Below are 26,858 nucleotides of genomic sequence, written 5' to 3'. Positions count from 1 at the left end.
GCCTTGTTCACCGTCGAAGTCCGAGACCACATCATGATCGCGCATTCATTTCGGGGCGCGGTTTTCGGGCCTGCTCAGGCATTGCACGGGGCGACCTTCGTGGTCGACGCGGCCTTCATTTCGGAAACTCTCGATAGCAACGGAATCGTCATCGACATCGGCCGCGCGCACGATGCACTCAAAGCAATGCTGACGCCGCTAAACTATCACAATCTCGACGACGTACCGGAATTCAAGGGCCGCAACACCACGACGGAATTCCTGGCAAAGCACATCTACGATGGCCTGGCGAATGCTGCCCGGGCCGGGGAATTAGGTCGCCCCGGGCGAGAGCTCAAAGCCTTGCGCATTACGCTCTCCGAGTCGCACGTCGCGCGTGCGCAGTACGAGGCCCCCTTGTGGTAAAGCGCGTCGCCTTCGCGGTGCCAGGCAGTCTCGATACACCAACAGGCGGTTACGCTTACGACCGGCGGATCATGGCCGAACTCCGGCGACTGGAATGGGATGTCGACTATCTCAATATCGGTGAAGGCTTTCCCGCGCCGGATGAGGCGACCCGATCGGCCGCTCGATCCCTGTTGCTTGGGACACCGGCAGGTCAGCCGATCGTGCTGGACGGCCTCGCGCTCGGCGTCTTGCCGGACGTTGCGGCAGAGCTCGCGCGCAGGCATCCGTTGATAGCATTGGTGCATCATCCATTGGCACTCGAATGCGGATTGACGGCCGAACGAGCCGGCGCTCTTCGCCGCAGCGAACGGGCGGCGTTGGCCGAGGTGCGCGAAGTCGTGGTGACGAGCCCCGCAACCGCAAAAGTTGTCGCCTCCGGCTATCGTGTACCGGCGAACAAGATCACGGTTGTGAGACCTGGAAGCGATCCCGTATCACGGGTTGCACGACCTTCAAACGACGTGCCTCACATTTTGTCGGTTGGGGCCGTCGTGCCACGCAAGGGCTTCGATGTACTGGTTTCAGCGCTTGCAACGCTGGCTGAGGTCCCGTGGCGTCTCACGATCGCGGGCGACCTCACGCGGGATCCGAATGAAGCAGCGAAACTTGAGGGAAGTATCCTGCGAAACCGGCTCACCGGCCGGATCGAAACGTTGGGCGCTGTTTCATCTTCACAACTCGCCATGCTCTATGCCGAGGCCGACCTGTTCGTTCTGGCCTCTCGTTTCGAGGGGTACGGAATGGCTTACGCCGAGGCGCTCTCGTACGGCCTTCCAGTGATCGGGACGACGGCAGGTGCAATACCGGACACGATTCCGCAAGGCGCGGGATTACTGGTGCCGGCGGACGATCCCGCCGCACTCGCAGCCGCCTTGCGGGACGTCATCGTTGACACTGACCGGCGGCGCCACCTTTCCGAAGGAGCATTGGAAGCCGCACGAACGCTGCCTACCTGGCAGGAATCTGCCGCGATCTTTGCCGCCGCGCTGGACAGGCTTGCATGAGCGAATTCTCTATCGAATGGCTCACCTTGCGGGAAGGCTACGACTTGCGCGCGCGCAATCCGGACGTGCTCGGTGCGGTGGCCTCCCGGCTCAAATCGAAGAACCCGGTACGCATTATCGACCTGGCCTGCGGCACAGGATCCACCTTGCGCGCGCTCGGTCCGCACCTGCCGGCGTGCCAACATTGGGATCTCGTGGACCGCAACCCCCGACTGTTGCGCGCAGCATGCGGCGGAAAAATTTCAGAAGACATCAGTCTGAACCCTATTCAATTCGACCTCAACGGCGATCACGAAGCCATGCTGAACCGGCCGAGCGACCTCATCACGATTTCGGCGCTGCTCGATCTCGTCTCCGAGACGTGGCTGGATCGCTTTGCTCGCCGTGCGGCCGCACAGGCATTGCCGGTTTACGCAGCCCTCACCTATGATGGCCGCATCGAGCTTTCACCAAGCGATCCGGCAGATGCAGCTATTGTGGCCGCCGTGGATGCCCATCAGCACACTGACAAGGGTTTTGGACCGGCGCTCGGCCCTTCTGCCGCCGTCGACGCCATTTCCAGATTTGAGGCGCTCGGATATTCGGTTTTGCTGGGCGCCTCCGATTGGGTGATCGGGGCTGCCGATCAGGAAATCCAGATCGAACTGCTGAATGGATGGGCCGCCGCCGCGAGGGAAATCCAATCGCTACCGAGCCGCGAAATCGACATTTGGCTGACCAGGCGAAGGGCGGCCGTAAATCAATGCGCTTCAACGATGCGCGTCGGTCACGTTGACTTCCTCGCGACGCCGAGCACGACGCGCTGACCTGACAGATCGCAGTCGAACAGCACATCGTCCTCGATCTGGTGCACGCGGGTCGGCATCCGGTGCGCCTGGTCGGCGCGCTCCAGCGGCGGCAACTCGATCCCGGGTCCTCCGGCACCCAACATGACGGGTGCGACAGTAACATGCAGGCGATCGAGACATCGGGCTGCGATAAAGCGCGACAGGGTGTCGGCGCCGCCTTCTATCAGAACGCGACGCATTCCCGCCCGCCTCAGGGACGATGCGATGTCGGACGGAGCAATATTCCCATCCTGCGAAGGCAGGGCGATGATTTCAACTCCGGGAGGGGCCGTTGCCCGCCTGCCTTCGGCAGTAATTAGCAGCCGGCGAACGCCATCCTCGGCGAACAACCTCGCGTTTGCGCCGAGGCGACCCTTGGGGTCGATAACGGCACGCGCGGGTTGCGGCCCCCGCACCTGCCGGACCGTTAGTTGCGGATTGTCGGCAATCGCCGTTCCGACTCCGACGACGACAATGTCGACGAGCGAGCGCAAGCGGTGCAGGTGCTCGATGCCTGCCGGACAATTGATGTACTTCGAATGACCAGTCGCTGTCGCGACCCGACCATCGAGCGATTGGCCGAGCTGCCCGACAATAACGAGATCGTCGACCGTCCCGTTCCGCAAAGGGCCGAACAAATCCGCCCAGCCTGGCGGCAGAGGTTGCTGTCCTCTGCGAAAAAGCTCGACGAAGCTGTCCCATGCGTCGGGAGACGCAAATTTACGGGCGGGGAAATTGCCTAGCTGCACGGAGGTGATCAAATTAGGGGGCTCGCCTGTTATCAATGCTACTATCCGCCACTGGATCCTAAAAATCCATCTGATTTCTATAGGAATGATTTGGGACTTTCGGTGTTCCACGAACGCGCCCAGCAAACGAAGGCCCCCGCGAATGAGCGCCGCGCCAATGCCAGCGAACAAGATGCGCGCCTACCGACTGCAGAATAGCGGCCTGGACACGCGCGACGCCAACACCACGCTCGGTTTCGAGGATGATGAACGGGACTATGGCGTGGCCGCGCTTCTGTTACGGACCCTCAACCATCCGCGGATCGTGCTCCTTACCGACAATCCTGCCAAGCTCGACGGATTGACGAAGGCCGTTATCGAGATCACGGCTCCTGCCCCGCTCGAAGCCCCCATCACCCCTCACAACAAGCGTTACCTGACAACAAAGGCAGTACGATCCGGGCACAAACTTGTCGCGCTTAAGGCATCGACCAACGAGAAATCCTGAATTCGCAATGTTCTTCTCTCTGAACTGCGTTGTGACCGATACGAATGGCCGCTGAGATGCCCGGCACGGCGCTGCGTCCGCATGAACGTTCGTTTCGGCGTCTGGTGGTTGCAGCAGGCCTGTGTTGGTCCATCGCATTCCCAGCCATCGCGCTATACCATCAGCTTGAACTCTATGGCGACGGAGCGATGTTTTCCTACGCCGTTGCGGTGCAGGACGTTTGGGCCTTCCACTGGCATAACATATCCGGACGCACCTCTGTTTTTCTGCTGACTCTCCTGCCAGCCGAAACTCTTGCCGCGATCACAGGCAGTCCATGGAGTGGAATTGTCGCCTACGGATTGCTGTTTTACATCGCCCCACTGGCAGGATTGGCGGCGACCTACGTGGCCGATCGCTCGCCCGGTCGCCTGATCTTTCTCTACGCGTGCGGCTCAACCGCCCTGCTCTGCCCGCTGATTTTTGGCTTTCCCACCGAAATGTGGCTCGCCCACGCGATTTTCTGGCCGACGCTGGCGCTAAGTCATTACACAGGATCCACTGTTCTCGGGGCCATTGTGATATTCGCGGTCTCGCTCCTGTTGGCCTTCACGCATGAAGGCGCCCTTGTGCTGCTGCTCACCGTATTTGCAACGCTGGCGCCGCGCGGCCTGCAGAGCACGCCATTCCGGCGCGGGGTCGCTAATCTGATCGTAATCGTCTTGCTCGCCGTGGCATCGAAGATCCTTTTGCCGCCCGACGACTACTACGCGGACGCTTTCGCGCGAGCCGCCCTGCACTTCTTCGATCTCGCGATCTTTAGAGTTGAGGTTGTTGTGGAAGTGCTGGCGGCAGTCATCGCTTATGCCGCAGCATTTGGATTGATCTCCATTTGGCTTCCGAAACGGGCTTGCGTCTATGTCCTCGGAGCACTGCTCTTGCTTCTTTGCATTTACTGGATGAATTTCGACCATTCAGTGCATGCGAACAGCCGCTACTATCTGCGGACTGCGCTGGTCGTCGCTACTCCCCTGCTCGGCGTCATGGCTGCCTTCGCCGCCATGACGAAAGAGGGAATCATCCGGGATCCGCTGCCTAACCTTCAGCACAACCTTGTCTGGTCCCCAAACAGGGTGTGCGCAGTTGGCTCTGTTCTTGTCGTGGTGACCTTGATCCATGTCGTCGAGACCGGCAAGTTCGTCACAGCCTGGTCGCGCTACCGGCAGGCTATCGCAGCGCTTGCGATGAGCCACGAATCCGACCCGGAACTCGGTGACGCTCGTTTCGTCTCGTCAGGGCGCGCTTCACCGGATCTCGTCCCCTTGGAATGGTTCTCGACCATCCCCTATCTGTCAGTCATCCTCTCGAGCTTCCGACCGAACAGGCTTGTCATCCATCCGACCGGAAATTACTTTTGGTTGTCCTGCGCTACGGCGACAAATAACAGGGATCGAGAGCTCATTGTCCCGGTGCAGACCCGGGAATTAATCCGGACTTATTCCTGCCTGCATCGATAGGTGCATGCGCTATCATAAAGTATTGAGCCTATAAACATCTGCGCCGCAGAGAATACCGTGAAACTGATTATTTTCGATTTTGATGGCACGCTGGTAGACAGCCGCTCGCTGATCCTTGAGAGCCACAGGATCGTATTTGCCGATTTTCGATTGCCCGCACCATCGCCGGCCCGCAGCCTGGCGCTCGTTGGGAAATCGCTTGATGTCATTTTGACCGAACTCGCTGGGCCGGCAGCGCCCATACTCGAGATGGTCAGGGCCTATGATCTGCTGCTACCACAGCTTAGAGCTGATCCGGTTTTTGCCGAAAGGCCGTTCGACGGCGTCAGCGATCTTCTCCACGAGTTGAGCCATACCGCCGATACCGTGTTGGGCCTCGCGACCGGCCACAGATCAGACACCGTTTCTCCCGCGCTACACGCGCTGCGGTGGAACGAATTTTTTCGGACCGTCCAGGCCGCAGACATGGCCCCCTCGAAGCCGCATCCTGCGATGTTGCTTCAAGCCCTTGCTGCAACAGGGGTGGAGGCCAAGGATGCGATTTTCATTGGTGATACCACCTTCGACATGCACATGGCAGAGGCAGCGCAGTTGCGATCAATCGGCGTCAGCTGGGGATATCATCAGGCCGAGCCCCTATTGGCTGCGGGGGCGGGTTGTGTCGCTCAGAGCGTGGACGAGCTGCGAACCTGCATTCGCCTGGCCCTCGGCGACTAAGGCAGGAGAGAGAAATGTGTGCTTTGACGCGTGTCACTTCAGGGGCAACCGATGCCGCGTCACCGACATCACATCCGACGGCGGCGGCAGATCTCCCGGAGAAGTGACCCACTGGACCACGCGTAGCGCGATTTCGTCCTGTTTCGCGTTGTGCAGGAGTTCGTCCCGCTCAGGACCGGCCGGAAGCTGCCGGATCCTCTCGCGTAGCGCTCTAATCTGATTGCGCAGGCAATCTGCATGCGGAGATTTGCTCACAATCAAATATTCTCGGTTGGCCGGATGTCTCCGGTACGACCGAGCACGCCACCAGTTTCAAATGATTGAGAACAATTTCTGGCCCAGTCAGCTGGCGCCCTTGCCGCGCTACAGCAACATTCATGAGAGAACAAACGCTTGAAAGGGCTTTGTGGGCGCACCAGGACTCGAACCTGGGACCCGCTGATTAAGCGACGCGTGATTCGCGAGGAAAATCAACGCCCAATCCGACATATGTATTGTTGGACCTGCATAGAACCTGCAATTGGATTTTCTCTTGTCAGAATGGCGCGATGGAGCATCCGCAGTCACGCCTAAATGCGCCGGGCCAAGACACGTTTCGCCCTCTTGAAACCAAAAACAAACTTGCTAATTTTTGTGGCGCCCGGGCGCCTGATGGGCCCGGGCCAGCAGACGGGCACTGGTCGTGTCCGGTGCCGCTCGCAACCAACTTGCTCTTTGGAGAGGATTTTTATGCGCACTTACGACTTCTCTCCCCTGTGGCGCTCGACCATTGGCATCGACAGCCTCTTTGATCTCGCGGAAATGGCCCAGCGTGACCTGCGTTTTGCGACATGAGCGTAAGGCTAGACTTAAGACCACAATCATCGGGCTCCGCTCAAACTACACGGGCGGCCGGCCAGGACGGATACTTCAATGCCGCTTCTCTCGAGATCTCACCTCAACGCTGAAACCCTTGGCCTCTATCGCTCGAATGAGCTGTTCGAGGTCCAATTCAATCGACGGCTTATAGTCGCATTCTGGCTGATTGGATGTCTCACTGCCCTTGAGAAGGTCGATACTGACACCCAAGGCATCCGCAACCGCCTGAAGCCTGCTGGTGTTGGGCACCTTCGTTTGATGTTCCCAATGTGAAACGGCCGGCGGTGTGACGTTGACCCGCCTCGCCAGGTCGACGGCTGTCATCGAGCGATCTTGTCTCAACTGTCTCAGCCGAGAACCGAAGCCGGCCTTCAGGTGTCCGTTCATTTTGTCACCTTGCGCCTCTGTAAAACCGTGTGGCGATGACGTACGGAGCTATAATCTAGATCGAGTTGGCCGGAGGAGAACGAGCGAGGACGGGTTACCACGATTGACTTACAGCAACACCACGATAGGCCCCTTTTGCACTCCGGAGCGCCGACATTTTACACTTTTGCGTCTCAGGGTAGTCCGGCGGCTATGTTGACCCGTTTGACTGCAGGTGCTCGATAGCGCGCGGCAATTCAGGGATCGAAATTGATCCAGAAGCACCTTCCCAGACCGGCAACGCGGACCTGCATGCCTTGCGCATGACAGTGTGACCGGTTGCGGTCCAGATCCTCGCCCCTGCTGCGATCGGTATCATCGCCGCTCCAGCAGATCCAACACGTGAGACAACGCGTCATATGAATACCTGTGACCTGCCACTGAATTTTCATCCATTGGCGGTTAGAGTCTCCGGGGTTTGTACGCCGAGTGGCGCAGGTGGAGCAACGGGCGATCGGCGGAGCTGGTCGGGGTTGCGCAGCCGATCGCCCGTTGCGGTGAATGTGGCAGCGTAGGCCGCCGGGGTGAGGTATTTCAGCGAAGAGTGCGGACGGTCGCTGTTGTAGTCGGCAACCCACACCGCAATCTTCGTCCTGGCGTCGTCAAGATCGAAGAACAGGGTCTCGTTGAGCAGTTCATCGCGCATGCGACCGTTGAAGCTCTCGACGAAGGCATTCTGGATCGGCTTGCCTGGCGCGATGAAGTGCCAGTCGATGCCAGTGTCCTTGCACCAGGCCAGCATGGCGTTGCAGGTGAACTCGGTGCCATTGTTGGAGACAATCGAGCCCGGCTTGCCGCGCCGCTCGACGATCATTGTCAGTTCCCGAGCCACCCGCCGTCCGGAGATCGACGTGTCCGGGATCGCACCCAGGCATTCCTTGGTGACATCGTCGACGATGTTGAGGACGCGGAGGCGCCGTCCATTGGCGAACTGATCGTAGACGAAGTCGATGGACCAGCGTGCGTTCGGCTTCGCTTCCACCAAGATCGGCGCCCGGCTGCCCGTGGCCTTGCGGCGGGCCCGCCGCTTACGGACTGTGAGCCCTTCCTCCCGATAAAGCCGGTGGATCCGGTTTATGCCCGAAGGCTCGCCCTCCCGACGCAGCAGGACGAATAGCCGGCGATAGCCGAACCGGCGGCTTTGGTTGGCCAGTTCGCGTAGCCGGGCGCGAAGCTCGGTGTCTGGCGGCCGGCAGGAGCGGTAGCGGATCATCTTCCGGTCCGCGCCCACAATCGAACAGGCCCGCCGCTCCGACAGGCCCATCTTGGCCTCCAGATGCGCCACTGCAGCGGGTTTGGCGGCGGGCCCTACCATTTCTTTGAAAGAAGCTCGCGTAGCGCAGCCGCATCGAGCATCTGCTCGGCCAGCAGCTTCTTCAGCTTCGCGTTCTCATCTTCCAGCGCCTTCAGCCGTCTGGCCTCGGAGACATCCATGCCGCCAAACTTGGCCTTCCAGTTGTAGATCGTCGCTTCCGATATCCCGTGCTTGCGAGCCAGATCGGCGGTCTTCGCCCCGGCCTCATGCTCCTTCAACACAGCAATAATCTGCTCTTCCGTGAACCTTGCTCGCTTCATCCGTCCGTCCTTCTTCGGGGCGGACTCTAACTCCTGCTGGAGGAAATACTCAGTGGCAGGTCACCTGCATCCACGACCGCACGGCAAGCATTGCCTACGACATCTCCATGCGTCCGCTCGCTAACGTTGCTAACTCTGTCGGCTTCACCGACAGCAGGTCCGGCATCGCCGGCGCAAAAGCCGGGCCGGGATCCTTCTTCACGTCTCGCCCGCGCCCTAAACAATCGCCGCTAAGTCAGCAGCAGCGAGCGCGAAATGCCGAGCGCCGCGCTGTCGATGAGACGGACCGTGGGGTCTGCGAACTCTCCAAACGATCTTGAGCTTCTCATCCACCGACGGCGCAGGCCGGTCTCAACAACCTCGAGCTGCTCGATCTGAGCACTGCACCTATTGCCGTCAACAAGGGCTATTACACAGCTATCGCCCTAAAGCGATCGTCATTCGAAAATGGCAAGCGCCGCGAGTACAGTCCGGTTATTGATGTCAAGCTTCTGAAAGATGTGATGAAGATGCACTTTGATAGTGCCATCCGAAATACTTAGCCGCTTTCCAATTTCCTTGTTCGATAGGCCTTCTGATACCAAGCGCATGATCTGATGCTCGCGTTCAGTTAGTGTCATCAAAGCGTTGGCCGCGATCGCTGCTCGCTCTCGAGATGCGACGTGCTCGCATGAAAGCGGGGACAACAGCATCTTGCCTTGCGCGACCTGCCGCAAGGACCGCACTAGAACATCGGGCGTCACCTCCTTCGAAATGATGCTGTAGCCATTGGTGGCAGTTGACACGACGAGTTCCTCGTCGGACTCGGTGAAAAAGATCAGTCGCGTAGAAAGGTGCTCCGACTTTGCGGTCGAAAGGGCTTTGCACGCTGTCAGGTCAGGCATTGAGGCAGCAAGAACGGCCAGGTCAGGCCTAAGGCTGCGTAGCGCGTCGATACAGCTCTTCCCATCACTGCAACATGCAACAATATTGAACTCGCGGTAGGGTTCGAGCGACTTGATCAAACCTTGCAGAAACACTGGATGGTGGTCTGCGATCAGCAGAGTCGTGCACGTCATCGGGCGGTCCTCAGCCTGCCCCCATTTAGAACTTGCGCCCGGATGAATCCAGCTAAGCCCCACTGGGGGCACTCTACACGAATCTCGTCGATTTCCAAGGAATACGACCATTTGGTGTATTGGAATCGGCGACCTGCCGTGCAGAGGAAGACTTGCTTGCTTCAACAGCGGGTTGAAGCACGCCTGAAAAACCTCGTTGGCCGAGCCTCGGAAAATTCGCCCCTAACCGGGTTCCCCCAATGAACGAAGGAACGCCGCGACATTTCGAACTAAATATCAGAAAACTTTTTCGAGAAAGAACAAAGAGGTAGCCCTGAATCGGGCGACCGGTCAGTTGTTTATCGACCCAATCCAGGGGCGATGAGAACGTGCGCCCCATCAGGTCAGAGCCTACGACCACCTGGCGTCCGCGGGAGCTTCAACAACCCCGATTATCTGCGCCGGGCAGCATGGCCAGGGCTTGAGGGCCCGCGGTGCGCTTGCAAGTCTCGGCTAGAATCTTGACGGCGGACGGTGAATTCGCTCGAACACCGAACGGGTGGTGGCGTTTGAGCCGCGCAGCGGACTCAAGGCTGAAGCAGCATCGGCGCGGTGGCCCAGGTCGCCACTACTTCCGCGCTGGCGGTATGCCCGCGCTGGTAACACTCGGCCGGGCGGCGCTGCAACCTGCCTGGCTGCGCAAGTGCTTGGCGCCAAACCCTTTTCGGCATCAAGTAAAAGCCAGCACGGCCGAGAACATTCCGCAGTTGCCCAAGATCAGTGAACTCACCTCGCGGCCCGATGCGAAATCCCAAGACGATTGTCAGTGACGCCGCGGCGCTGCAAATGATAACTCTAATCCGAATTTAGTTACCCACTTATCTACCTCGCCTGCTTGATGCGGAATCCTTTACCAGGGCATTGACAATGCCTTGGCGCAAAAAAGAAACTTTCCGCTGCCGGCGTTCCCCGAAGATACTCTGCGCATTCGTGCAGGACGAAAGCACCCGTGGAACTTTGGATCTGACTTAAGCGCGACTGCGCCTTTCCGCCCGTCTAAGCCCCTCACCGATGAAGTCTTCCCAGACCAAGTTCCATCGAAATTTTGCAACGCTCGCGGGACGGCAGCTTCGCCTGCATGTCTACAAACAGCGCGTCTCGGACCAAAAATGTTTGCCGTTCCCTCTATCCCTGATGAACGGCATCCCTCGGAGGGATTATAACCAGAGGCATATAAATGGATGCTGGCAATTCGACTCAAAAATTCGTAAAGTTTTTCTTTGTGATTGTGAAGTGTTGTGAAAGGAAGATCACGCGACCGGAATTGAGCGCCAGCCTCTAGAAAAGCCAAAGCGACGGAGCGGAACGACAGGGAACTTCACTTAATCGAGAATGCTAGCCTAATTACCACGTCCTCGGGATTGTCAAAGTTAATAATGCGTAAAACCGGGAGAGTAAAATGCGGAGGCGACAATCTTTTGCAACGTTCATCGTCGGAAAAAGCGTTCTAATCAGAGAGGGAATTGCCAGAATTCTAAGCGCTGCAAATTTTCTCACCGTCGCCTCAGTCTCATGCGCTCAAGATTTACCCCCGAATAAACTCCACCCGCACCCTTCGCTGGTTCTCATTGTCCATTCGGGCGATGATTTCGAATCCGCGGTTGAACAAATCGAGCTATTGCGGGAGCGGCATCCGAAAGCGCGCATTGCCGTCGTGGCAGATCACTACCGATTAGACGAGATGGTTTCGGCATTTCGGGCAGGCGCCAGCGGCTATTTCATCGATGTCATGACGTGCGATGTATTCGTTAAATCCATTGAACTGGTGATGATGGGCGAAACAATCTTCCCGCCCGCCTTCATGCTGTCGATCCTCGATTCCGAACGGGACCACTTCTCCAAGGCAGAGCCACACAACGACAATGATCGAACGATCACGTTCACGGCGGAACGCGGCGTAACGCAGCAACTGTCCCCACGTGAAAAAACGATTATGCAATGCCTGATCGCGGGTGATTCCAACAAGTCGATAGCGCGCAAGATCGATATTGCGGAGGCGACTGTTAAGGTCCACGTCAAGGCGATTCTTCGCAAGATTCGGGTCCACAATCGGACTCAAGCAGCGATCTGGGGTATGAATAATGGTTCACTGGTGCGGCAGATAATTGACGTTCCCCATCCAGGTGAGCAGTTTCAGGAATCGCCATCAATTATTTCCGACATCCAGCAGATCGACGGAATGGCGCGGCCAGAGTTGGTCCGGCAGCCCACAAATAACGTCAAACCTCCCACTATTGGTCAACTTACACGCAATCGCACAGCACGGTTGGCAAAATAGGCCAGGCAGTTGTCACCCTCTCGCGACACTTTTCTTGAGCGATATTCTCGAGACTAGCGATTTGAGCATGCGCGCGATTTTGTTTGGACTGGATCGACAGCAGCTGTGCCTACAGCAGCTGTGCCTAGCCTAACCGCGCAAGCGGCGAACGGAAGGCTGCGACATGATCTTGTTGACCGGAGGGGCCGGCTACATAGGATCCCATGTCGCTTTGGCGTTACTTGAGGCTGGGCTGGATGTCGTGGCAGTCGACAACCTGTCAAACAGCAACGAAGCGTCTCTTGAACGCGTGCAAACCATCTGCGGACGATCGCTCGTATTTCGACATGCTGACATCTGCGATGAAGAGGCGGTCTACGAAATATTGCGCGCCCATGAAGTCACCGCCGTTATTCACCTCGCGGGGTTCAAGGCGGTCGGCGATTCCAACGTTCGTCCCATGACCTATTACCAGAACAATGTCTTGGGAACGATGCGGCTGATATCGGCCATGGCACGAGCTAGCGTCAAGACGCTCGTTTTTAGCTCCTCCGCAACCGTTTATGGGACTCCCAAGTACCTGCCACTGGACGAGAAGCATCCCCTCGCGCCAACAAATCCGTACGGCCGTACAAAGGTTTTCATCGAGGAAATGCTAAAGGATCTTTATAGATCTGACGAAAGCTGGCGGATTGCTATTCTGCGCTACTTCAATCCGGTTGGTGCTCACGAAAGCGGACTCATCGGTGAAGACCCGTTGGGCGTTCCCAATAACCTGTTGCCGTTTGTCGCTCAAGTGGCCATCGGAAGCCGTGAGAAGCTGCACATCTGGGGAAACGATTATGATACTTCGGACGGCACGGGAGTCCGCGACTTCATTCACGTCGCAGATCTTGCATCCGGACATCTAAGTGCTCTGAGCTACCTGAAACAGCCGGGCCTACTGACCCTCAACCTCGGGACCGGAAGCGGCAGTAGCGTCTTGGAGGTGGTTCGGACATTTGAGATTGTGAGCGGCAGGCCAATTCCTTACGTGTTCAGTGAACGCAGGCCCGGCGACGTAGCAACCTGTTATGCTGATCCAACGCTGGCGCGCAAACTATTGGGTTGGAGATCAAGGCGATCATTGACACAGATGTGCGCCGACCATTGGCGATGGCAAATGAAAAATCCAAATGGCTACCGCGGCAACTAGGCGCCTTTGCTGCTATCGACGAAGCGCCTCAATCCGCGCTTTCGCCTCCTTGATTCCTGCGGCATCGGCTTTGGCGTAGAGGTCTTGCGCTCTGACGGCGTCGCCGCGCGTCCCAAGAGTTCCCCATTTAGCAAGGACCAACGGATCATAGGTTTCTGCGAGTGAAAAGCTTGCTTGGACGCTACCCATCTCGATCGCGCGCTCCAGCACAATCCGCGCCGCGCCTATATCTCCCTGCGCAAGCAACGCGCTCGCGCGCACGAGCAGCGCTGCTACCGCCTTGTTAGATTGTGGCTGGGCGTCACTCAAAACCCCCGCCGCTGGTGACCGATCTGCGACCGCCTTCCCGTTGTCAGGCCTGTTGCGCGCGGCCAAACCAACCGACGTGGCACTGGGCGCATGTTGTTTTGCTAGGGCGAGAGCGCGCTCGAGTTGTTCAGCCCTAACCCGCTCCTGATCCAGTGAGCTGCGCAGCGAGGCTGCGTCGCGCTCGGCGGCTTGCATCATTCGCACGGCCTCATCGCTCGCCTTGGCAGTCAGGGTAACCTGCATATCGAGGTCGCGACGTGCGCTTGCGAGCTCCTGTTCCAGCCGCGCCGCCCGAGCGCGCTCGTCCTGCACAGATTTTCTCAGCAGCGGCCCATCGTCTGCAGCCGCCTGCCTCAGTTCAGCAGCCTGGGCCTCATATGCATAGATCGCGCTGCGCGCAATCGCGAGCTCCTGACCGAGCGCTTCGACCTTTTTCCGTTCCTTCTGGATTGATTGCCTCAGCTCGGCAACATCTGCTTCCACGGCCTGCTTGGATCGAAGAGCTTCCTTGATTGCCTTTGTCGCTTGTGCGGGCTGGGTTTCGATGTCCCGCCGGGCCGTCGCAAGACTCCGCTCCAGCCCTGCGGACCGCTCCCGCTCCTCTTGCAAAGACTTTTGCAGCTCGGCCTCACTGCTCGCGCCTACCTGTTTCAGCCGGGATGCTTCGTCGCTCACCTTCGCCGCCAGGGTCGTCTGGATCACCACCTCACGCCGCGCCGCCGCCAGATCTTGCTCCAGCCGGGCGGATCGCTCGCGCTCCTGCTGAAACGACGTCTGCTGCTCCGCGCCACTGCGCTCGCTTGCCTCCTTCAGCTGGGACGCTTGCTCGTTTGCCTTCGCCGCCAGGGCGGTCTGGGTCTCCACCTCACGCCGCGCCGCCGCCAGATCTTGCTCCAGCCGCGCGGACCGCTCGCGTTGCTGCTGAAACGACGTCTGCAGCTCCGCGCCACTGCGTTCGCTTGCCTCCTTCAGCTGGGACGCTTGCTCGTTTGCCTTCGCCGCCAGGGCCGCCTGGGTCTCCACCTCACGCCGCGCCGCCGCCAGATCTTGCTCCAGCCGGGCGGATCGCTCGCGCTGCTGCTGAAACGACGTCTGCTGCTCCACGCCGCCGCGCTCGCTTGCCTCCTTCAGCTGGGACACTTGCTCGTTTGCTTTCGCCGTCAGTGCCGTTTGGGCCTCCACCTCGCGCCGCGCCGCCGCAAGATCCTGCTCTAGCCGCGTAGACCGCTCGCGCTCCTGCTGCAACGCCTGATGCTCCGCGCCGCTGCGCTCGCTTGCCTCCTTCAGCTGGGACACTTGCTCGTTTGCCTTCGCCGCCAGGGCTGTCTGGGTCTCCACCTCGCGCCGCGCCGCCGCAAGATCCTGCTCTAGCCGCGCGGACCGCTCCCGTTCCTGCTGCAGTGGCTTCTGCAGCTCCGTCTGGCTGCGCTCGCCTGCTTGTTGCAGCCGGGACGCTTTCTCGCCGGCTTTCGCCACCAGAGCCGTCTGGGCCTCGAGGTCGCGCCGCGCCGCCGCAAGTTCCTGCTCAAGGCGCTCCGATCGGGCGCGCTCGTCCTGCCCAGATTTGAAAGGCGGCCGAGCGGCGTTTGCCACAGCCTGCCTGAACTCCGCCGGCTGATCGCCGGCTTTTCGGGCCTGAACCTCGTACGCATAAATCGCGGTCCGCATCAACGAGGGGTCTTGCGCGGTCGTGTCGACCCTTTCGCGCTCCTTCTGCATCGATTGCCTTAGCTCGCCGGCACCGGCTTCCGCGGCCTGCTTCCGCTGCAAAGCTTCCTCGGCCGCCATCGCCGCCAACGCAGTCTGGGCCCCGACATCACGCCGTGCTGCCGCGAGATCCTTTTCCAGCCGCGCGGACCGTTCGCGCTCCTGCTGCAAAGATGTTTCCAATTTCGCCCGGTCACTCTCCTCGACTTGTTTTAGCCGGGACGCTTCCTCACTTGCTTTCGCCGCCTGTGCGTTTTTGGTTTCGGTGTCGCGCCGAGCAGCCGCAAGATCTTGCTCCAACCGCGAGAACCGCTCCCGCTCTTGCTCAAGGCGTTGCAACAACTCGATATCTCGCCTTGCAATGGTGAGTTCGTAGGACAGTGTCTCGGACCAGTGGTGTTCCCGCTGCCGGGGCTGTCCTGCATCGCTGGGCGCTGCTTGCGCAACCTGCACCGACTTGTAGTTTGTGCCTCTGCTCGGCGGCAAGGCTTCGAAGCCGGCATAACCTGCCATTCCATCGGAATCGAAACTGCGGAGATCCATCGCGTGTTGGGTCTCAGCCGGGTGTCGCGCTTGTTTCGGGCTAGCCTGGGTTTGCGACGCCCATGTCATCGCGAGCATAGTCGCGGCTATCCAGGGGTTTGCGGATCGTCCCTGCTTGTGCAGGCGCCTCATTGTGTTCCGCGCAAACAGCGTCCCGTCCGAATCCTTTCCCAACGGGCCTGCGATACCGCACGCGGCATTCATTTGCTCGTAGAGAATGACCGCGCGACCCATCTGCAATCACCTTTCACATTGGTCATACGGCTTGTTTGGATGCGTCATTATGCGCTCCGCTGATGCGAATCCTATAACTCGTATGGAAGCTGCTCCCTACCTCTTTCGGAGGTGGGCCGACACATCGGTATCGTGTGGGGCAAAAGATCACACGGACTAGAGAGCGATGCACGCCGATCAACTGGCGCAATGTTCCGCAACAATCGCTAAGCGATCGTCTTTGGAAGTTCTTTCGGTCGCCTCTCAGCCCGAAAGTCGAGATGGATGGCGGCGCCGAACCTGCTCCGGAGAAGCAAACCAGGAGGCCCCGTAAGACAATGGTCGCCTCACCATTCCGAGGTACACACTACTCCCAGTTGCCAAATCAAAGCAAAAACGTTGTTATATGAATGACTTAATCGCCACAATTGCTTGTGTGCGATGTGGAGTGGCTGCGTGCGGCCTCGGCGAACAGCACTCGTGACGATGGTGTGACGATGGTGTGGTGTGTGACACCAACCGGGCGCCAAGTTCAGGGAGGAGAATTTGCTCCTAGAAAGCGGCGGACCGGAACGCGTGACCTGGTTTGGGGGAGCCTCATCCGCCCGCGATGGCACAGAGCCGGAAGCCCAATCGACGCTGGGCCGAGTCATTAGTCGGACCGCCAGTTCGTTTCCGCACCAGCCTGCGATCGTCTCCGCAACGTTTGCGCCGCTGACATATGATGGTCTTCAGCGCCAATTGGACCACGTCCGCCGGCAGCTGCGTTTGGCGGGGTTCGATTGCGGGGCCCGAATCGGGGTGCTCATGCCGAACGGCCCTGAGGCGGTTCTCGGCATCGTGGCCGTGGCCTGCTGCAGCATTGCGGTTCCTCTTGATGCGCGGCTGTCGCCGGCGGAGATCGATCAGCGTCTCGAGATGCTGCGCCTGGACGCTCTTATCATGCCGCAAGGACGTGACTTTGAAGCTCGTCAGGCCGCTGAGCGGAGACGGGTTGTCATCATCGAAGCCGCTCCGGTCGTAAACGGCCAGCTTGAACTCAATATCGCAGTGCAGGTTTCCAACTTCCCTGCGATAGACGCGGAGCCTGATCCGAGTTCGCCTGCATTCATCCTGCAGACGTCGGGCACGACCGCGCAACCGAAGCTCATTCCCTTCAGTCATAGCAATATGCTGGCGGCGGCAGCACGGCTTCAAGCCTGGTTTGGCCTCACACACCGGGACCGTTGCCTGAGCGTTTCGTCCCCCTACTATTCCCATGGGCTCAAAGTTACGGTGTTCACACCGCTCCTGACAGGCGGCAGCATTGCCGTCCCGGCGAACGCTGCCGTCCTGGCGCTGGACGAGTGGCTCGATGTCCTGCGGCCGACATGGTACTCGGCAGGTCCCACGCTTCACGCCGCCGTGCTAGACAAGGCAAAAAAACTCGGGAATGCGCAGGCGGTGCACACTCTGCGTTTCGTTGTATCGGGCGGCGCGCCGCTCCCAACGGAGGTGCAGGGCGATCTGCAGCAGATTTTGGGCGTGCCGGTGCTCGAGCACTACGGTTCCAGCGAAGCCGCGCAGATCGCCGCCAACGTGCCGCCGCCCGGGCCGAACAGGCTAGGGACTTGCGGGCAACCTTGGCCTGATACCGTGGCTGTTGTTGATGAGGATGGACATCCCTTGCCAGCCGGCGAGCGGGGTGAGATCTGGGTTCGTGGGCCCACCGTGACATCTGGCTATCTCGATGCGCCGGCACTCAATCAAGCTGCTTTCATAAGAGGTTGGTTTCGTACGGGCGATATCGGCAGCCTTGACGCAGATGGCTTCCTCTACCTGCACGGCCGCCTGAGCGACGTGATCAACCGCGGCGGTGAGAAGATCGCACCCTCTGAGATCGACGCCGCGCTACGACGCCATCCAGCCATAGCGGAGGCCGCTGTTTTTGCGATCTTCCATCCACGGCTGGGCGAAGACGTCGCAGCCGCCATCATTCTACACCCTGGCGCGCAGGCGACACCTGCGGAGCTTCGCTTCTTCCTGCAACGCGAGTTAGCTTCGTTCAAGATCCCACGCCATATACTCACCGTGGACCAATTGCCGAAGGGGCCGACAGGAAAGGTTCAGCGGCGACGGCTGCGTGAGTTGCTCGACAACCGGTTGGGCAATCAGGCGACGTTACCGGTGCCAAATTTAAATAAAGCGTCGCTTAATCTGGAAGCCGAATTGCTTACTCTATGGCGGAGACTGCTCAATTGCGAAGCTTTGACGATCGACGATGATTTTTTTGCCAGCGGTGGTGACTCGCTTCTGGCGATGGAAATGCTCATAGAACTTGAGCGGATCATTGGCCACCCTGTACCGGAAGCGATCCTGTTCGGGGCGGAGACCATCCGACAACTTGCCCCAAGGGTTGCCACCGAGACGGGCGCGGCCGAGCCGTTCTTCCAGCTCTATGCCGGTGACCATCGGCGTCAGCTGTACTTCTTCAATGGAGACCTCGTCAGCGGACACACGTCGGTGCGGCAGATGGTGGAGCTCTTAGGGCCCGATTACCCGATCATTTCTATCAATCCCCATGGTCTTCGCGGGGAACCGATTCCGCGGTCGATCGAGGAAATGGCCGCAGACCGCCTGCCGCTTATCCTAAAGCGGCAGGCGAGCGGCCCCTTCCTGCTTGGCGGCAAATGCAACGGCGCGATGGTGGCATTAGAAACAGCCCGCCTGCTGATGGCAGCCGGCCACAAGGTCGATCTGGTTGCGATGGTCGACCCGCCGACCGTCGTGGCCCGCCCGGTGCCGCGAGCGATCATCGGACTGATGAAGCCGATCGTTTCGCCTTATCTTTTGCGCTGGACCTATGAACTGATGGCGCGGCTGGAGCGGTTCTTCATAGCGCGGACGAGAGAACAGAATACGATAGCCAAGCCATACAACGCTTTGTCCAATCCCAGTTATAATGAGATCCCGCGCGCATTATGGGACGCTTATTCAATCGCAATGGCGCACTATCTCCCGGCGCCGCTCGAGGTGCCAGTGACCTTTTACGCAGCCGACTACGAAGGTCGCGCGTGGCGGCATCTCAGTTCTCGACTCGAAGTGGTCCAGGTGCCTGGGGGACATCGTGGCTCCCTGACGATCGGCGCGGAACTGCTGGCGGATCATTTGCGGCAAAGGATTGACGCTCTGGCTGATGTAGAGCCTCCGTCAGTGAATTCGCACACGTCGCCTGGCTATGCACCAAAGTTTGTGGAAAGGCGCTCCTAGCCTAAGCGGGCATCCAATTGTGCAATTGGTCGGCCCCGTGGCATCGAACAAGGGCTGGGACCTTTAGATTTGAAACGACAAAGCGCTCGCACGTTCTGAAATCCGGTTGTGGCGAAGGGACCCTGATTGTTCGCGAAGTCGCTGAAATAGAAGTCTGGAATTGACGACTCGAAGCTGGGAGACAGCAAGGATATCTGCTCGACACAGCGGAGATCGCGCAGCACGGCACTGAACGAGCAGCAAATCGATAACCTGCCGCAGCAATGGTGGTCGGTTGCGAGATAGCGTGATGCACCGCTCGCACCAGGGCCGGAGAGGCTGTCCTGGGTAATCAGGAAGGGCCCACACATGGATCGTATTCCTGATATAGTTCCGTTATTTCGCCGGAGCGGCGGTTCGAGACGCCCAATAGGGCGTGTCCCGCCAGAAATATGTGTGACCAGCCATCCGGATCCTTCGTCGAATCTTCCCCGATCATTGCGGCTGGGCATTTCGGTCTTTCCGTCGCAGCACGTTTGCAGTCCTCTGGCCTTGAAGGAGAAATCAGCCATGCCTGAGACGGTCATCGATGTCAGCCTGGAGACCCTGAACAGCATGGCGTGGCTTGAAACTTCCTGGCAGGAGCTCGAAGCGCGCGTGTCTCACCCATTCTTTTTATCTTGGCTTTGGATCGGCACTTGGCTACGGCATCTCCCGGCTGGCTCCCAACCACACGTCCTCATCGCTCGGTCGTCAAGCCAGATTGTTGGCCTGGCGATTATTTGCCGCCGCAGAGCGTGGAGTTTCGGGCCGCATGCGCGGGCGCGTTGGCTGCTTAATGAAACAGGCGATACTCGTTTTGACCGATTGTCCATCGAATACAATAATATTCTTGCAGAGCAACCCGATGCCATCATATCGGCAGGTCTGGATGCGTTGACGTCCCGCTTGTACCATTCGGATCAGTTAGTACTCTCAGCAATTGATCCAGATCTTGAGTTGGCCGCTTGTCGCGCCGCAGACCGGGCCGGTCTCATGACCGAGGTGAAACAGGCTAGTCCGGCACCGTGGGTTGATTTCGCCAAATTCCGCCAGCAAGGGAGGAATTATCGCGCCACATTGGGCCGCAGTACTCGCCAGGCCGTGAGCCGTGCCATGCGGTTGTATGCGGAACGCGGCCCTATTGAACTCCGGATCATGGAAACGACCCCGGAGGCGCTCGCCGCGTTCGATTTGCTGAGCGACTTTCATTGGTCGCGATGGGGACGCAAGGGGTCCTTCGCCAATCCGGGCTTTCGCCCGTTTCACGAGGAGCTAATAGCGCGCGGAGTCCCCACGGGGGCCGTCCGCATCTCACGGACCTTGGTTGGGGACCAAACAATTGGGGTCTTGTATAATTTCGTGCATGACGGCTGTGTCCTTAACTACCAAAGCGGCTTTCTCTATGAGAGCGATGCCCGGCTGAAGCCCGGGCTTGTCAGCCATGTGCTGTCTATTGAGGACAGCATCGCACGCGGAGAACGCGGCTACGACTTCCTGGCTCATCCCGGTGGACATAAGTCCCATCTGTCTAACAGTGAGCATGCCATGAAGTGGATCGCGATAGGCAGAGACAGTCCAGAGCGCCGCATCGAATCCAGGCTACGCGGTGCCAAGCGGATCATACGAACGATTGCCACGAATCTTCAAAAAAAAGAAGCTGAGGCTCTTCATTCCATACCTTGGGGCTGGCTCCTAAAACCCTTCCGTCCCTAGCAGGTTTGCGCTTAGAAAATTCTGTATCGAACGTCCAGTCCTTGCTTATTGCTGGAGTGATCTCTCCCGGCAACAGGTTGTTCGTCAGACCCCCTGCGGCTGGATGGGGGAACGGGCAGCTCTCCGCTCTCGCTTCGGCCTGGAGCTCGTTCTTTGGACGGCTGGATCCACGAAATGCCGCCACGACGACCCCAGGACAACAGGGCGTCCCAAGCTTGGAAAGCGCGGGAAAAAAGCTCGGCAAGCAGCCGTCCGCAGTGCGGCATGGAGTTCGCCATTGACTGTCCAAGCGGTCGAGGGGGTAGTCCAAAAAGGTTCGCATCCGGGGCGAAGTTTACAGTAGGGCATGGGCGTGTGACCACGCTATTGTAGAGCTTCTACAGCGCGGTTTTGCCCAGGTGCTGCGGCCTTTGTCCTGAAGACGCATGTTGCGCCAGATACTTGATGAGAATGGTTGGTTTGTCGATTTTTCCGATAGTTCGAAGGTCGCGACGTCGTGCACGATGAAACCGTTGCACAATAGTGTGTAGCGAAACTTTCAGCAGAGAAATGCCGTGGATCAAGCGTCAGGTCACAGGAACTTGAGGTATGGCTTGCATAAGATTTCCTTTGTCAAGTTGGCAACCGCAGGCGTAGTCCTTTGCGTGCTAGCTGCATGTGCGGCTGAGGCCGTTTTCTTGTTTTCGAGCATTTTCATGATGGGGCGCATCCCCATGTACGATGAATTTGCAACCCGCGATTTTTCACGATGGAATAGCTTGGCAAAGCAAGTTTGCTGTAACGGGTCTGCAGTAGTTGTTGACGCGCCCAAGTGGAGTTCTAAAAGCGCCGTGAGATTCGAGATAAATTTCTATCAGCCCCTCGTTAAGGGCGCTCATCGATCCGAATTCCGATTGCAGGCGACAGAGTTTCACCGACTGTATGAATATGGATTTAAGATCTTCGTGCCGCTGGGTTGGCAGCCCGATAGCAATCAGGTCGTAGTGATGCAGATGCACAACGTTCCGGACAATTGGAAAGGCGAATGGGGGCTCGCTCCCCCACTCGAGTTGAGCTTACTGAATGATACCTGGGTTCTCCGGACAGCTTGGGGGCAGGTTCCAACCTGGCTGGATCGAAAAGGGGACATCCGTCATGATGCCCCATGGTCGCAGCCATTTGAACGCGGAAAGTGGACCAATTGGATTTTTCGTACCAAGTGGTCGCTCGATAAGGATGGGATGATAGAGGTCGAAAAGGACGGTAATGTAGTTTTCCAGAGGCACGGCGCGAATTGTTACAACAATCTATTGGCTCCTTACCTTAAATTTGGGGTGTATGCCCCTTCATGGGTACACTTGAGTGTCCCTCCTGAATTCAAGACAAGGGAGATTTTTTTTACAGACGTTTTTGCGCGTGAGATTTGAGCGGTTTGATTGGAAGTTTGTTTATTAATTCAATACCGGCGAGAGCCAGCAACTGGTGCGACGGAAACCGAGTGGAAATTGACCGAGCTGTTGTCTTCGGGCGTCCTCCGAGTTCACGAGTCAATGCCTGACGTAAGCACGTAAGGGGTCTCCACATAGCGCGGCGTGCTCGAATAGCAGATGATCTCCTCGCGGTTTCCTGTGAGCGAACGTATGTCTGATAGCAGAAGCTTCGAAGTTCTCGCGGCGCTCCCTGTGCAACTGTCGAGCAATCCGGCGCGCAGGTGCAGGTCCTGGTCGGATGAGGAGAAGGCCAGCATCGTTGGAGAGACGTTGGTTTCAGGAACGAATGTATCGGCAATTGCGCACCCAAATGGGCTCGATCCGTCGCAACTAATGGCGCGGCACGGCGAAAACTTCTGGAGTGGTTGCGCCAATGAGCCAGCGCCGAGCAAGCTGGTCAAGTTTCCGCGGTTTGATGCGATGCGGAGCGATCTGCAAAAATGAAGGGGTATTTTGACTATGGACTCTAGCCCGACCATAAAAGATACGCCCCACTACTCTCTGAAAGGAGTACCATTCAACGCCGCCGCAATGACCTATGCGAAAGTCGTAAGCTTCGTCGCAGGCATCCTGATCGCGCGAGTAATTGGGGCAACTCAGTACGGAATGTTCAACGTCGCTCGTAGTGTCCTGGATAGCTGCAGCGTTGTTACCCCCCTCGGGTTGGACATTGCGCTTCAACGCCATCTCGGTTCCGCACGGGAACAGCTTTCCAGCCGACTTGGACAACTGACATTCTTCCGCTTTGTGACCTTCGGCCTCGCGATCATGCCTCCGGTCCTGGTGGCCACCGGGTTAGGCAACTATATCGAGCAGTCGATCTACCGTTATCCGGATTTCGCGAATGTCCTTCTCGTCACCCTAATAGCACTCCCTTTTGCAACTGATATTGCTGTGTTGGGCGGGGCCTATCGGGGAATCTTGAATCCCACGCCTTCCATCCTGGCAAACTTCGTGGTGCAGCCCACCATCCGAGTGACGATAATGGGCCTGCTGTTTGTCCTTGGATTTCGGTTGTGGGCCGTTGTCGTCGCGACATGCGCGTCATATGTCATCTCCTGGGCGGTGCTAGCCTTGCTCGCCCGAAGGAACATGGCCCTCAGTACTTCCCCTCATCCCAAGAATTGGGCGGACATTCGGTCTGTATTTATTTATTCGCCGAGCATTGGAGCTTCGGTGGTTTTTGCCGCCTGGATCCGGAGTGCTGATTCGCTTTTTCTTGGCCATTTTGCAACGTCGAAAGACGTCGGCCAATACGCTGCTATCCTCATGGTCGCACAACTCATCGGGCTTTTAGGAGAGGCGCTCGGACAGACCTTGGGCCCTCGTGTTGCGTTGTCTTTTCAAAACAACAGAGTCCTAGCGATGGAGACGCTGCTAGCGGACAATGCCCGTCGCACTGCCCTCTTATCCGCGCCAATCTTTGCCGCTGTTCTTTTCTGGGGAACCCGCATCGATCTGGTCTTGGGACCGTCCTTTGTGGTGGACTTCCTTGTTGTCGCGCTTGTCGCTTCTAGAATATTTCTACAGACCATATTTGGTTACAGTGGATTTGCGCTTTCCATGACAGGTTGGCATGTCCGGGAGACCATCCTTTTAGGATGCGGACTTCTATTTTCTCTGCTGATGTGCTCGATCCTGATTCCGCGCTACGGACAACTGGGTGCCGCGCTAGCAAGCTTTACCACCCTCGTTGCAATTGATCTCGTTCGCTATACCATTGTGCGTACCATGTTCCGTATCAGAATCGTCGGCATCTCCGTCGCAACGACAACAGCATTGGCCGTCACGACGTCAGGGCTTTCCTATCTGGTGATGTGGCCGTTCGACGATCGGACGCTCCCCACTACCATCCTTCAGGCGGCGATATCCTTTGCTCTGTATGCCGGATTGGCGTGGCGACTCCTTTTTAAAAGCGAGGATCGCGCAGCTATTTCAAGCTTTCTTGTCCCGTTCCTTCGGCTTAGAAGATGAGGATCGCCGACGCCCGACACGGCAGCGTGGTGCCTAGCTGCGGATCGCCGAGGTCGTGGAAGCGATTGGACAGGATGCCGCTGGCTGCGCGCGAGTGCCGAGCCATCGTCAGCGTGACGCCGATCGATATCGGCGTCTTCGACGCTCCACACTCGCCTGATCCTTGCCCTCTGCGCGCGTGTTTGGTCCCGGATGATTGGGTTGATGGAATCGGTGTAGAACGTGGCATCCATCACGTCAGGGAGCGCCTTGGGTCATGGAGCTGAACCTGCACGCCAAGGCGGCCACGACGCCGAAGACGCGGGCTTACATCCAGCGCAGTAGGAAGTCGGTCGCAGAGCTTTCGAGGGAACTCGGTGTCGGCGAGACAACTATTCGCCGCTGGCGCGGCCGGACCACGGTTGAGGACCGCTCGCACCGGCCCAAGAAGTTGTCGACCAGTCTGACGGCCACAGAAGAGACGCTTGTTTGCCAGCTGCGGACATCACTGCATTTGCCCTTGGACGACATCGTCGAGGTGATGCAGCGCTGTATCCGACCGACCTGTCGCGTAGCGCCATCCATAGCTGTCTGCAACGCTACGGCATCAGCCAAAGATCGAAAGCTGAAAGACTTAAAGCGGGCATCTTTGAGCAGACGGCCGTCGGCTTCATCCATATCGACCTCAATCATGTGCCCGCCCTGGAGCGGCGCAAGAGCTATGTCTATGTCGCGATCGACCGTGCCACGCGATATGCCTATGTGGAGGTCCATTCCAGACGCGACGCCAACACCTCGGCCAGCTTCCTCAAGCTTTCCTGGCTCACTTCCCCTATCCGGTTCATACCATCCTGACCGACAATGGCAGCGAGTTTACCGACCGCTTCGCCGTCGATATGAAAGCCAAACCGCACGATCGACCTTCCGGCCGGCATCCGTTCGACGTCATCTGTGCAAGCCACAGGATCGAGCATCGCCTGACCAGCCCTACCGGCCGCAAACCAACGGCCTCGTCGAACGCTTCAACCGCCGCATCGCCGAAGCTATCGGCCGCGAACCAAAGCGCGGCAACGCCCACCGGTTCTTTGCCTGCCAGGCCGATCGCAATGCCTTCCTCAGTCGGTTCGTCGCCGATTACAATCGGACCCGCCTCAAATGCCTCGGCTACCGCGCTCCCATCGAAGCGCTGCTTGCCAATCACCCGGGACCGAACGCGCACGCGCGGGGCTGGCGCGGCGGAAGCTGCGTAGCATAGGTAGAGCGCAGCCAAGCCCATCACCCCGTTGTGCGGCAAAGGTAGTTGATAGTTATCGAGGAGTTTGTCATCGGGCCGGCCGGATACCGGGGCCCGTTGGCGCCTCCCATCCCACGGCCTTCGAACTGCTTTGCCGCGAAGTATTGAGCCTCCTCCGATGAGTGGGCACCTGTCGTAGGCTCAGAGACCCGGAGGGGTCGAATGGCAGAAGGTCAACGTCGATCGTTCACAGAGGATTACAAGCGCCAAGCCGTTGAACTGGTGGTATCGATCGGATCGATGGCCAAGGAGCTCCGTCTGCGCGACTCGGTGCTGCGGCGCTGGGTGGACAAGGTCCGCCGCAGCCGGCATCGGCGGCGTGGATGCGTTCGGCCGCAAAGACCTGGCTCCGGATCGCGTCAACCAGCGGCATCGGGTTTCGGCGGAGCCTCCCACCCAATCTGCAGCGTCGAGACATCAAGGTCGATTCCGTCGCGCTGGTAGACTTCGCCCTGCCGATGGAGCGGCAGGTGCAGGCCGTACTTGGCAAGCAGGACATGGGCCAGCAGCCTGGGCCCTGCATCCCTCGCGCCTCGGGTGCGAGCCGGCGGCTGGGTAATGGCGTCGCAGGCCCGGCAGACCAGCTTCTCGCGCACTGCTGGGTCACCTTCCACTGGCGCGGAACGAGCTCCAGCGTCTCGGTTACGTCCTCGCCGATCTTGCGCAACCGGCTATCGCCGCAGTAGGGGCAGATCGCAGGGACCGGATAGACAAGGCGTTCCCGCGGCAAATGCTCGGGCAGCGGCCGGCGCGCCGGCCTGCGGCGCTCGAACGATGGCACCGCAATCTTCCCGGCTGCCATCTGCGCCGTGGGCTCGGCTTGCGCCGCGTTCTCCTCCGGGTCGGCGAGCTGTAGCTCGACCAGCAATGCCTGCTCAGAGGACTGTCCGAACTGCTCGTGCCGCAGCTTCTTGATCGTGAGCTTGAGCTTCTCGATCAGCAGTGTTCGTGCCTGAGCTTCCGCTTCCGCAGGCAAGCGGGCCGCTCGCTCGGCGGGCAGCACCGCCTTGAGGGTGATCACATCGTCGGGGAGAGAGTCATCGGCGCCCATCGCCGACCAGAGAATCACAAGACGCGGTTTCTGCCCGGACTGCTGGCCGCGCCGCCGGATTCAAATCACAGCGATCAGCCGGCGACTGCGGCCGCCACATGTGTTGCGGCATCCGAGCACGATATAAGCGACAAAGCCATTGCGCCGGGGTTCGCAGGCGGCAAAAAAGTAGCGAGATCAATGAGATTGGGCCGACGTGTC

Annotated in this window: 21 protein-coding genes and 2 pseudogenes; 16 read left to right on the top strand and 7 right to left on the bottom strand. The window is 58.8% G+C overall.

Features of this window, described 5'->3' with window-relative positions; translation table 11 throughout:
* The first annotated feature begins 3 nt into the window (after window positions 1-3).
* The 3 genes from RX331_RS09320 to RX331_RS09310 all read left to right on the top strand — a co-directional run bounded on the left by RX331_RS09320 (window position 4) and on the right by RX331_RS09310 (window position 2,257).
* Window positions 4-405 (top strand): 6-carboxytetrahydropterin synthase, encoded by a 402-nt coding sequence (locus RX331_RS09320; RefSeq protein WP_317256280.1) that lies wholly within the window; start codon window positions 4-6, stop codon window positions 403-405.
* Between the two features lie 203 nt (window positions 406-608).
* Entirely contained in the window at window positions 609-1,451 is an 843-nt protein-coding gene (locus tag RX331_RS09315) for a glycosyltransferase family 4 protein (RefSeq protein ID WP_317256279.1), read from the top strand.
* On the top strand, window positions 1,448-2,257 hold the full coding sequence (locus tag RX331_RS09310; protein ID WP_317256278.1) for a class I SAM-dependent methyltransferase: 810 nt from the start codon (window positions 1,448-1,450) through the stop codon (window positions 2,255-2,257). The genes RX331_RS09315 and RX331_RS09310 overlap by 4 nt, the downstream gene beginning before the upstream one ends.
* Here the strand turns inward: RX331_RS09310 and RX331_RS09305 are convergent.
* A complete protein-coding gene (locus RX331_RS09305; protein ID WP_317256277.1) occupies window positions 2,218-3,039 on the bottom strand; it encodes a RibD family protein in 822 nt (273 codons plus the stop codon). The two genes, RX331_RS09310 and RX331_RS09305, sit on opposite strands and share 40 nt — an antisense overlap.
* 130 nt (window positions 3,040-3,169) lie before the next feature.
* Here RX331_RS09305 and RX331_RS09300 point away from each other — a divergent pair, with 130 nt between their 5' ends.
* The 4 genes and pseudogenes from RX331_RS09300 to RX331_RS09285 form a co-directional block, all read left to right on the top strand.
* Window positions 3,170-3,514, top strand: a complete 345-nt coding sequence (locus RX331_RS09300) for a hypothetical protein (RefSeq protein ID WP_317256275.1) — start codon at window positions 3,170-3,172, stop codon at window positions 3,512-3,514.
* A 44-nt stretch (window positions 3,515-3,558) separates the two neighbouring features.
* Window positions 3,559-5,010, top strand: coding sequence for a hypothetical protein (locus RX331_RS09295; protein ID WP_317256274.1), 1,452 nt, complete (start codon window positions 3,559-3,561; stop codon window positions 5,008-5,010).
* Between the two features lie 57 nt (window positions 5,011-5,067).
* Window positions 5,068-5,727, top strand: coding sequence for an HAD-IA family hydrolase (locus RX331_RS09290; protein WP_317256273.1), 660 nt, complete (start codon window positions 5,068-5,070; stop codon window positions 5,725-5,727).
* 729 nt (window positions 5,728-6,456) lie between these two features.
* Window positions 6,457-6,540 (top strand): annotated as a pseudogene (locus RX331_RS09285) (heat-shock protein); the annotation flags it as partial.
* 96 nt (window positions 6,541-6,636) lie between these two features.
* Here RX331_RS09285 and RX331_RS09280 read toward each other — a convergent pair.
* The 3 genes from RX331_RS09280 to RX331_RS09270 form a co-directional block, all read right to left on the bottom strand.
* Window positions 6,637-6,972, bottom strand: coding sequence for a helix-turn-helix transcriptional regulator (locus tag RX331_RS09280; protein ID WP_317256272.1), 336 nt, complete (start codon window positions 6,970-6,972; stop codon window positions 6,637-6,639).
* Window positions 6,973-7,399: 427 nt separating this feature from the next.
* A protein-coding gene (locus RX331_RS09275; protein WP_317256271.1) for an IS3 family transposase occupies window positions 7,400-8,586 on the bottom strand; the annotation gives its coding sequence in 2 pieces (ribosomal slippage) (window positions 7,400-8,328 and window positions 8,328-8,586; 1,188 coding nt in all).
* 437 nt (window positions 8,587-9,023) lie between these two features.
* The gene (locus RX331_RS09270; protein WP_317256270.1) at window positions 9,024-9,644 is read right to left on the bottom strand and encodes a response regulator transcription factor; all 621 of its coding nucleotides are present in this window, start codon (window positions 9,642-9,644) and stop codon (window positions 9,024-9,026) included.
* 1,438 nt (window positions 9,645-11,082) lie between these two features.
* On the opposite strand from RX331_RS09270, the gene RX331_RS09265 reads away from it, so the two are divergent.
* Together RX331_RS09265 and galE are read left to right on the top strand one after the other, a co-directional pair.
* Window positions 11,083-11,961 (top strand): response regulator transcription factor, encoded by an 879-nt coding sequence (locus RX331_RS09265; RefSeq protein WP_317256269.1) that lies wholly within the window; start codon window positions 11,083-11,085, stop codon window positions 11,959-11,961.
* 163 nt (window positions 11,962-12,124) lie between these two features.
* Window positions 12,125-13,135 carry a UDP-glucose 4-epimerase GalE gene (gene galE, locus RX331_RS09260; RefSeq protein ID WP_317256268.1) on the top strand — a complete coding sequence of 337 codons (1,011 nt, stop codon included), beginning with the start codon at window positions 12,125-12,127 and terminating at the stop codon, window positions 13,133-13,135.
* Window positions 13,136-13,147: 12 nt separating this feature from the next.
* Here the strand turns inward: galE and RX331_RS09255 are convergent, their stop codons facing one another.
* A complete protein-coding gene (locus tag RX331_RS09255) occupies window positions 13,148-15,664 on the bottom strand; it encodes a hypothetical protein (RefSeq protein ID WP_317256267.1) in 2,517 nt (838 codons plus the stop codon).
* Window positions 15,665-16,483: 819 nt separating this feature from the next.
* Between RX331_RS09255 and RX331_RS09250 the strand changes: the two genes are divergently transcribed.
* The 7 genes from RX331_RS09250 to RX331_RS38735 all read left to right on the top strand — a co-directional run bounded on the left by RX331_RS09250 (window position 16,484) and on the right by RX331_RS38735 (window position 25,567).
* Window positions 16,484-19,156 carry an AMP-binding protein gene (locus tag RX331_RS09250; RefSeq protein WP_317258075.1) on the top strand — a complete coding sequence of 891 codons (2,673 nt, stop codon included), beginning with the start codon at window positions 16,484-16,486 and terminating at the stop codon, window positions 19,154-19,156.
* 549 nt (window positions 19,157-19,705) lie between these two features.
* Window positions 19,706-20,890 carry a GNAT family N-acetyltransferase gene (locus RX331_RS09245; RefSeq protein ID WP_317256266.1) on the top strand — a complete coding sequence of 395 codons (1,185 nt, stop codon included), beginning with the start codon at window positions 19,706-19,708 and terminating at the stop codon, window positions 20,888-20,890.
* 695 nt (window positions 20,891-21,585) lie between these two features.
* A complete protein-coding gene (locus RX331_RS09240; protein ID WP_317256265.1) occupies window positions 21,586-22,296 on the top strand; it encodes a polysaccharide lyase in 711 nt (236 codons plus the stop codon).
* Between the two features lie 180 nt (window positions 22,297-22,476).
* Window positions 22,477-22,803, top strand: coding sequence for a transposase (locus tag RX331_RS09235; protein WP_317256264.1), 327 nt, complete (start codon window positions 22,477-22,479; stop codon window positions 22,801-22,803).
* A gap of 87 nt (window positions 22,804-22,890) precedes the next feature.
* Window positions 22,891-24,333: an oligosaccharide flippase family protein gene (locus RX331_RS09230; protein ID WP_317256263.1), complete on the top strand. Its 1,443-nt coding sequence runs from the start codon at window positions 22,891-22,893 to the stop codon at window positions 24,331-24,333.
* Window positions 24,334-24,801: 468 nt separating this feature from the next.
* Window positions 24,802-25,167: a hypothetical protein gene (locus RX331_RS09225; protein ID WP_317256262.1), complete on the top strand. Its 366-nt coding sequence runs from the start codon at window positions 24,802-24,804 to the stop codon at window positions 25,165-25,167.
* A complete protein-coding gene (locus RX331_RS38735) occupies window positions 25,067-25,567 on the top strand; it encodes an integrase core domain-containing protein (RefSeq protein ID WP_410708260.1) in 501 nt (166 codons plus the stop codon). Before RX331_RS09225 ends, RX331_RS38735 begins: the two co-directional genes overlap by 101 nt.
* 398 nt (window positions 25,568-25,965) lie before the next feature.
* Here the strand turns inward: RX331_RS38735 and RX331_RS09215 are convergent, their stop codons facing one another.
* Complete coding sequence (locus RX331_RS09215; RefSeq protein ID WP_317258074.1) at window positions 25,966-26,202, bottom strand: IS66 family transposase; 237 nt, start codon at window positions 26,200-26,202, stop codon at window positions 25,966-25,968.
* A 14-nt stretch (window positions 26,203-26,216) separates the two neighbouring features.
* Window positions 26,217-26,657 (bottom strand): annotated as a pseudogene (locus tag RX331_RS09210) (IS66 family transposase zinc-finger binding domain-containing protein); the annotation flags it as partial.
* Between the last annotated feature and the right edge of the window lie 201 nt (window positions 26,658-26,858).

Origin of the sequence: Bradyrhizobium sp. BWA-3-5 (assembly GCF_032917985.1) — a bacterium.
Classification (GTDB): domain Bacteria; phylum Pseudomonadota; class Alphaproteobacteria; order Rhizobiales; family Xanthobacteraceae; genus Bradyrhizobium.
Note: the sequence above shows the minus strand (reverse complement) of the source record. Positions and strands in the feature narration are given on the sequence as shown.

Coding starts and splice junctions, on each gene's coding strand:
- RX331_RS09240 (WP_317256265.1), top strand. CDS start 21,586: ATGATGGGGCGCATCCCCATGTACGATGAATTTGCAACCCGCGATTTT.
- RX331_RS09280 (WP_317256272.1), bottom strand. CDS start 6,972: ATGAACGGACACCTGAAGGCCGGCTTCGGTTCTCGGCTGAGACAGTTG.
- RX331_RS09265 (WP_317256269.1), top strand. CDS start 11,083: ATGCGGAGGCGACAATCTTTTGCAACGTTCATCGTCGGAAAAAGCGTT.
- RX331_RS09295 (WP_317256274.1), top strand. CDS start 3,559: ATGGCCGCTGAGATGCCCGGCACGGCGCTGCGTCCGCATGAACGTTCG.
- galE (WP_317256268.1), top strand. CDS start 12,125: ATGATCTTGTTGACCGGAGGGGCCGGCTACATAGGATCCCATGTCGCT.
- RX331_RS09310 (WP_317256278.1), top strand. CDS start 1,448: ATGAGCGAATTCTCTATCGAATGGCTCACCTTGCGGGAAGGCTACGAC.
- RX331_RS09230 (WP_317256263.1), top strand. CDS start 22,891: ATGACCTATGCGAAAGTCGTAAGCTTCGTCGCAGGCATCCTGATCGCG.
- RX331_RS09300 (WP_317256275.1), top strand. CDS start 3,170: ATGAGCGCCGCGCCAATGCCAGCGAACAAGATGCGCGCCTACCGACTG.
- RX331_RS09245 (WP_317256266.1), top strand. CDS start 19,706: ATGCCTGAGACGGTCATCGATGTCAGCCTGGAGACCCTGAACAGCATG.
- RX331_RS38735 (WP_410708260.1), top strand. CDS start 25,067: ATGCCTATGTGGAGGTCCATTCCAGACGCGACGCCAACACCTCGGCCA.
- RX331_RS09270 (WP_317256270.1), bottom strand. CDS start 9,644: ATGACGTGCACGACTCTGCTGATCGCAGACCACCATCCAGTGTTTCTG.
- RX331_RS09255 (WP_317256267.1), bottom strand. CDS start 15,664: ATGGCAGGTTATGCCGGCTTCGAAGCCTTGCCGCCGAGCAGAGGCACA.
- RX331_RS09235 (WP_317256264.1), top strand. CDS start 22,477: ATGATCTCCTCGCGGTTTCCTGTGAGCGAACGTATGTCTGATAGCAGA.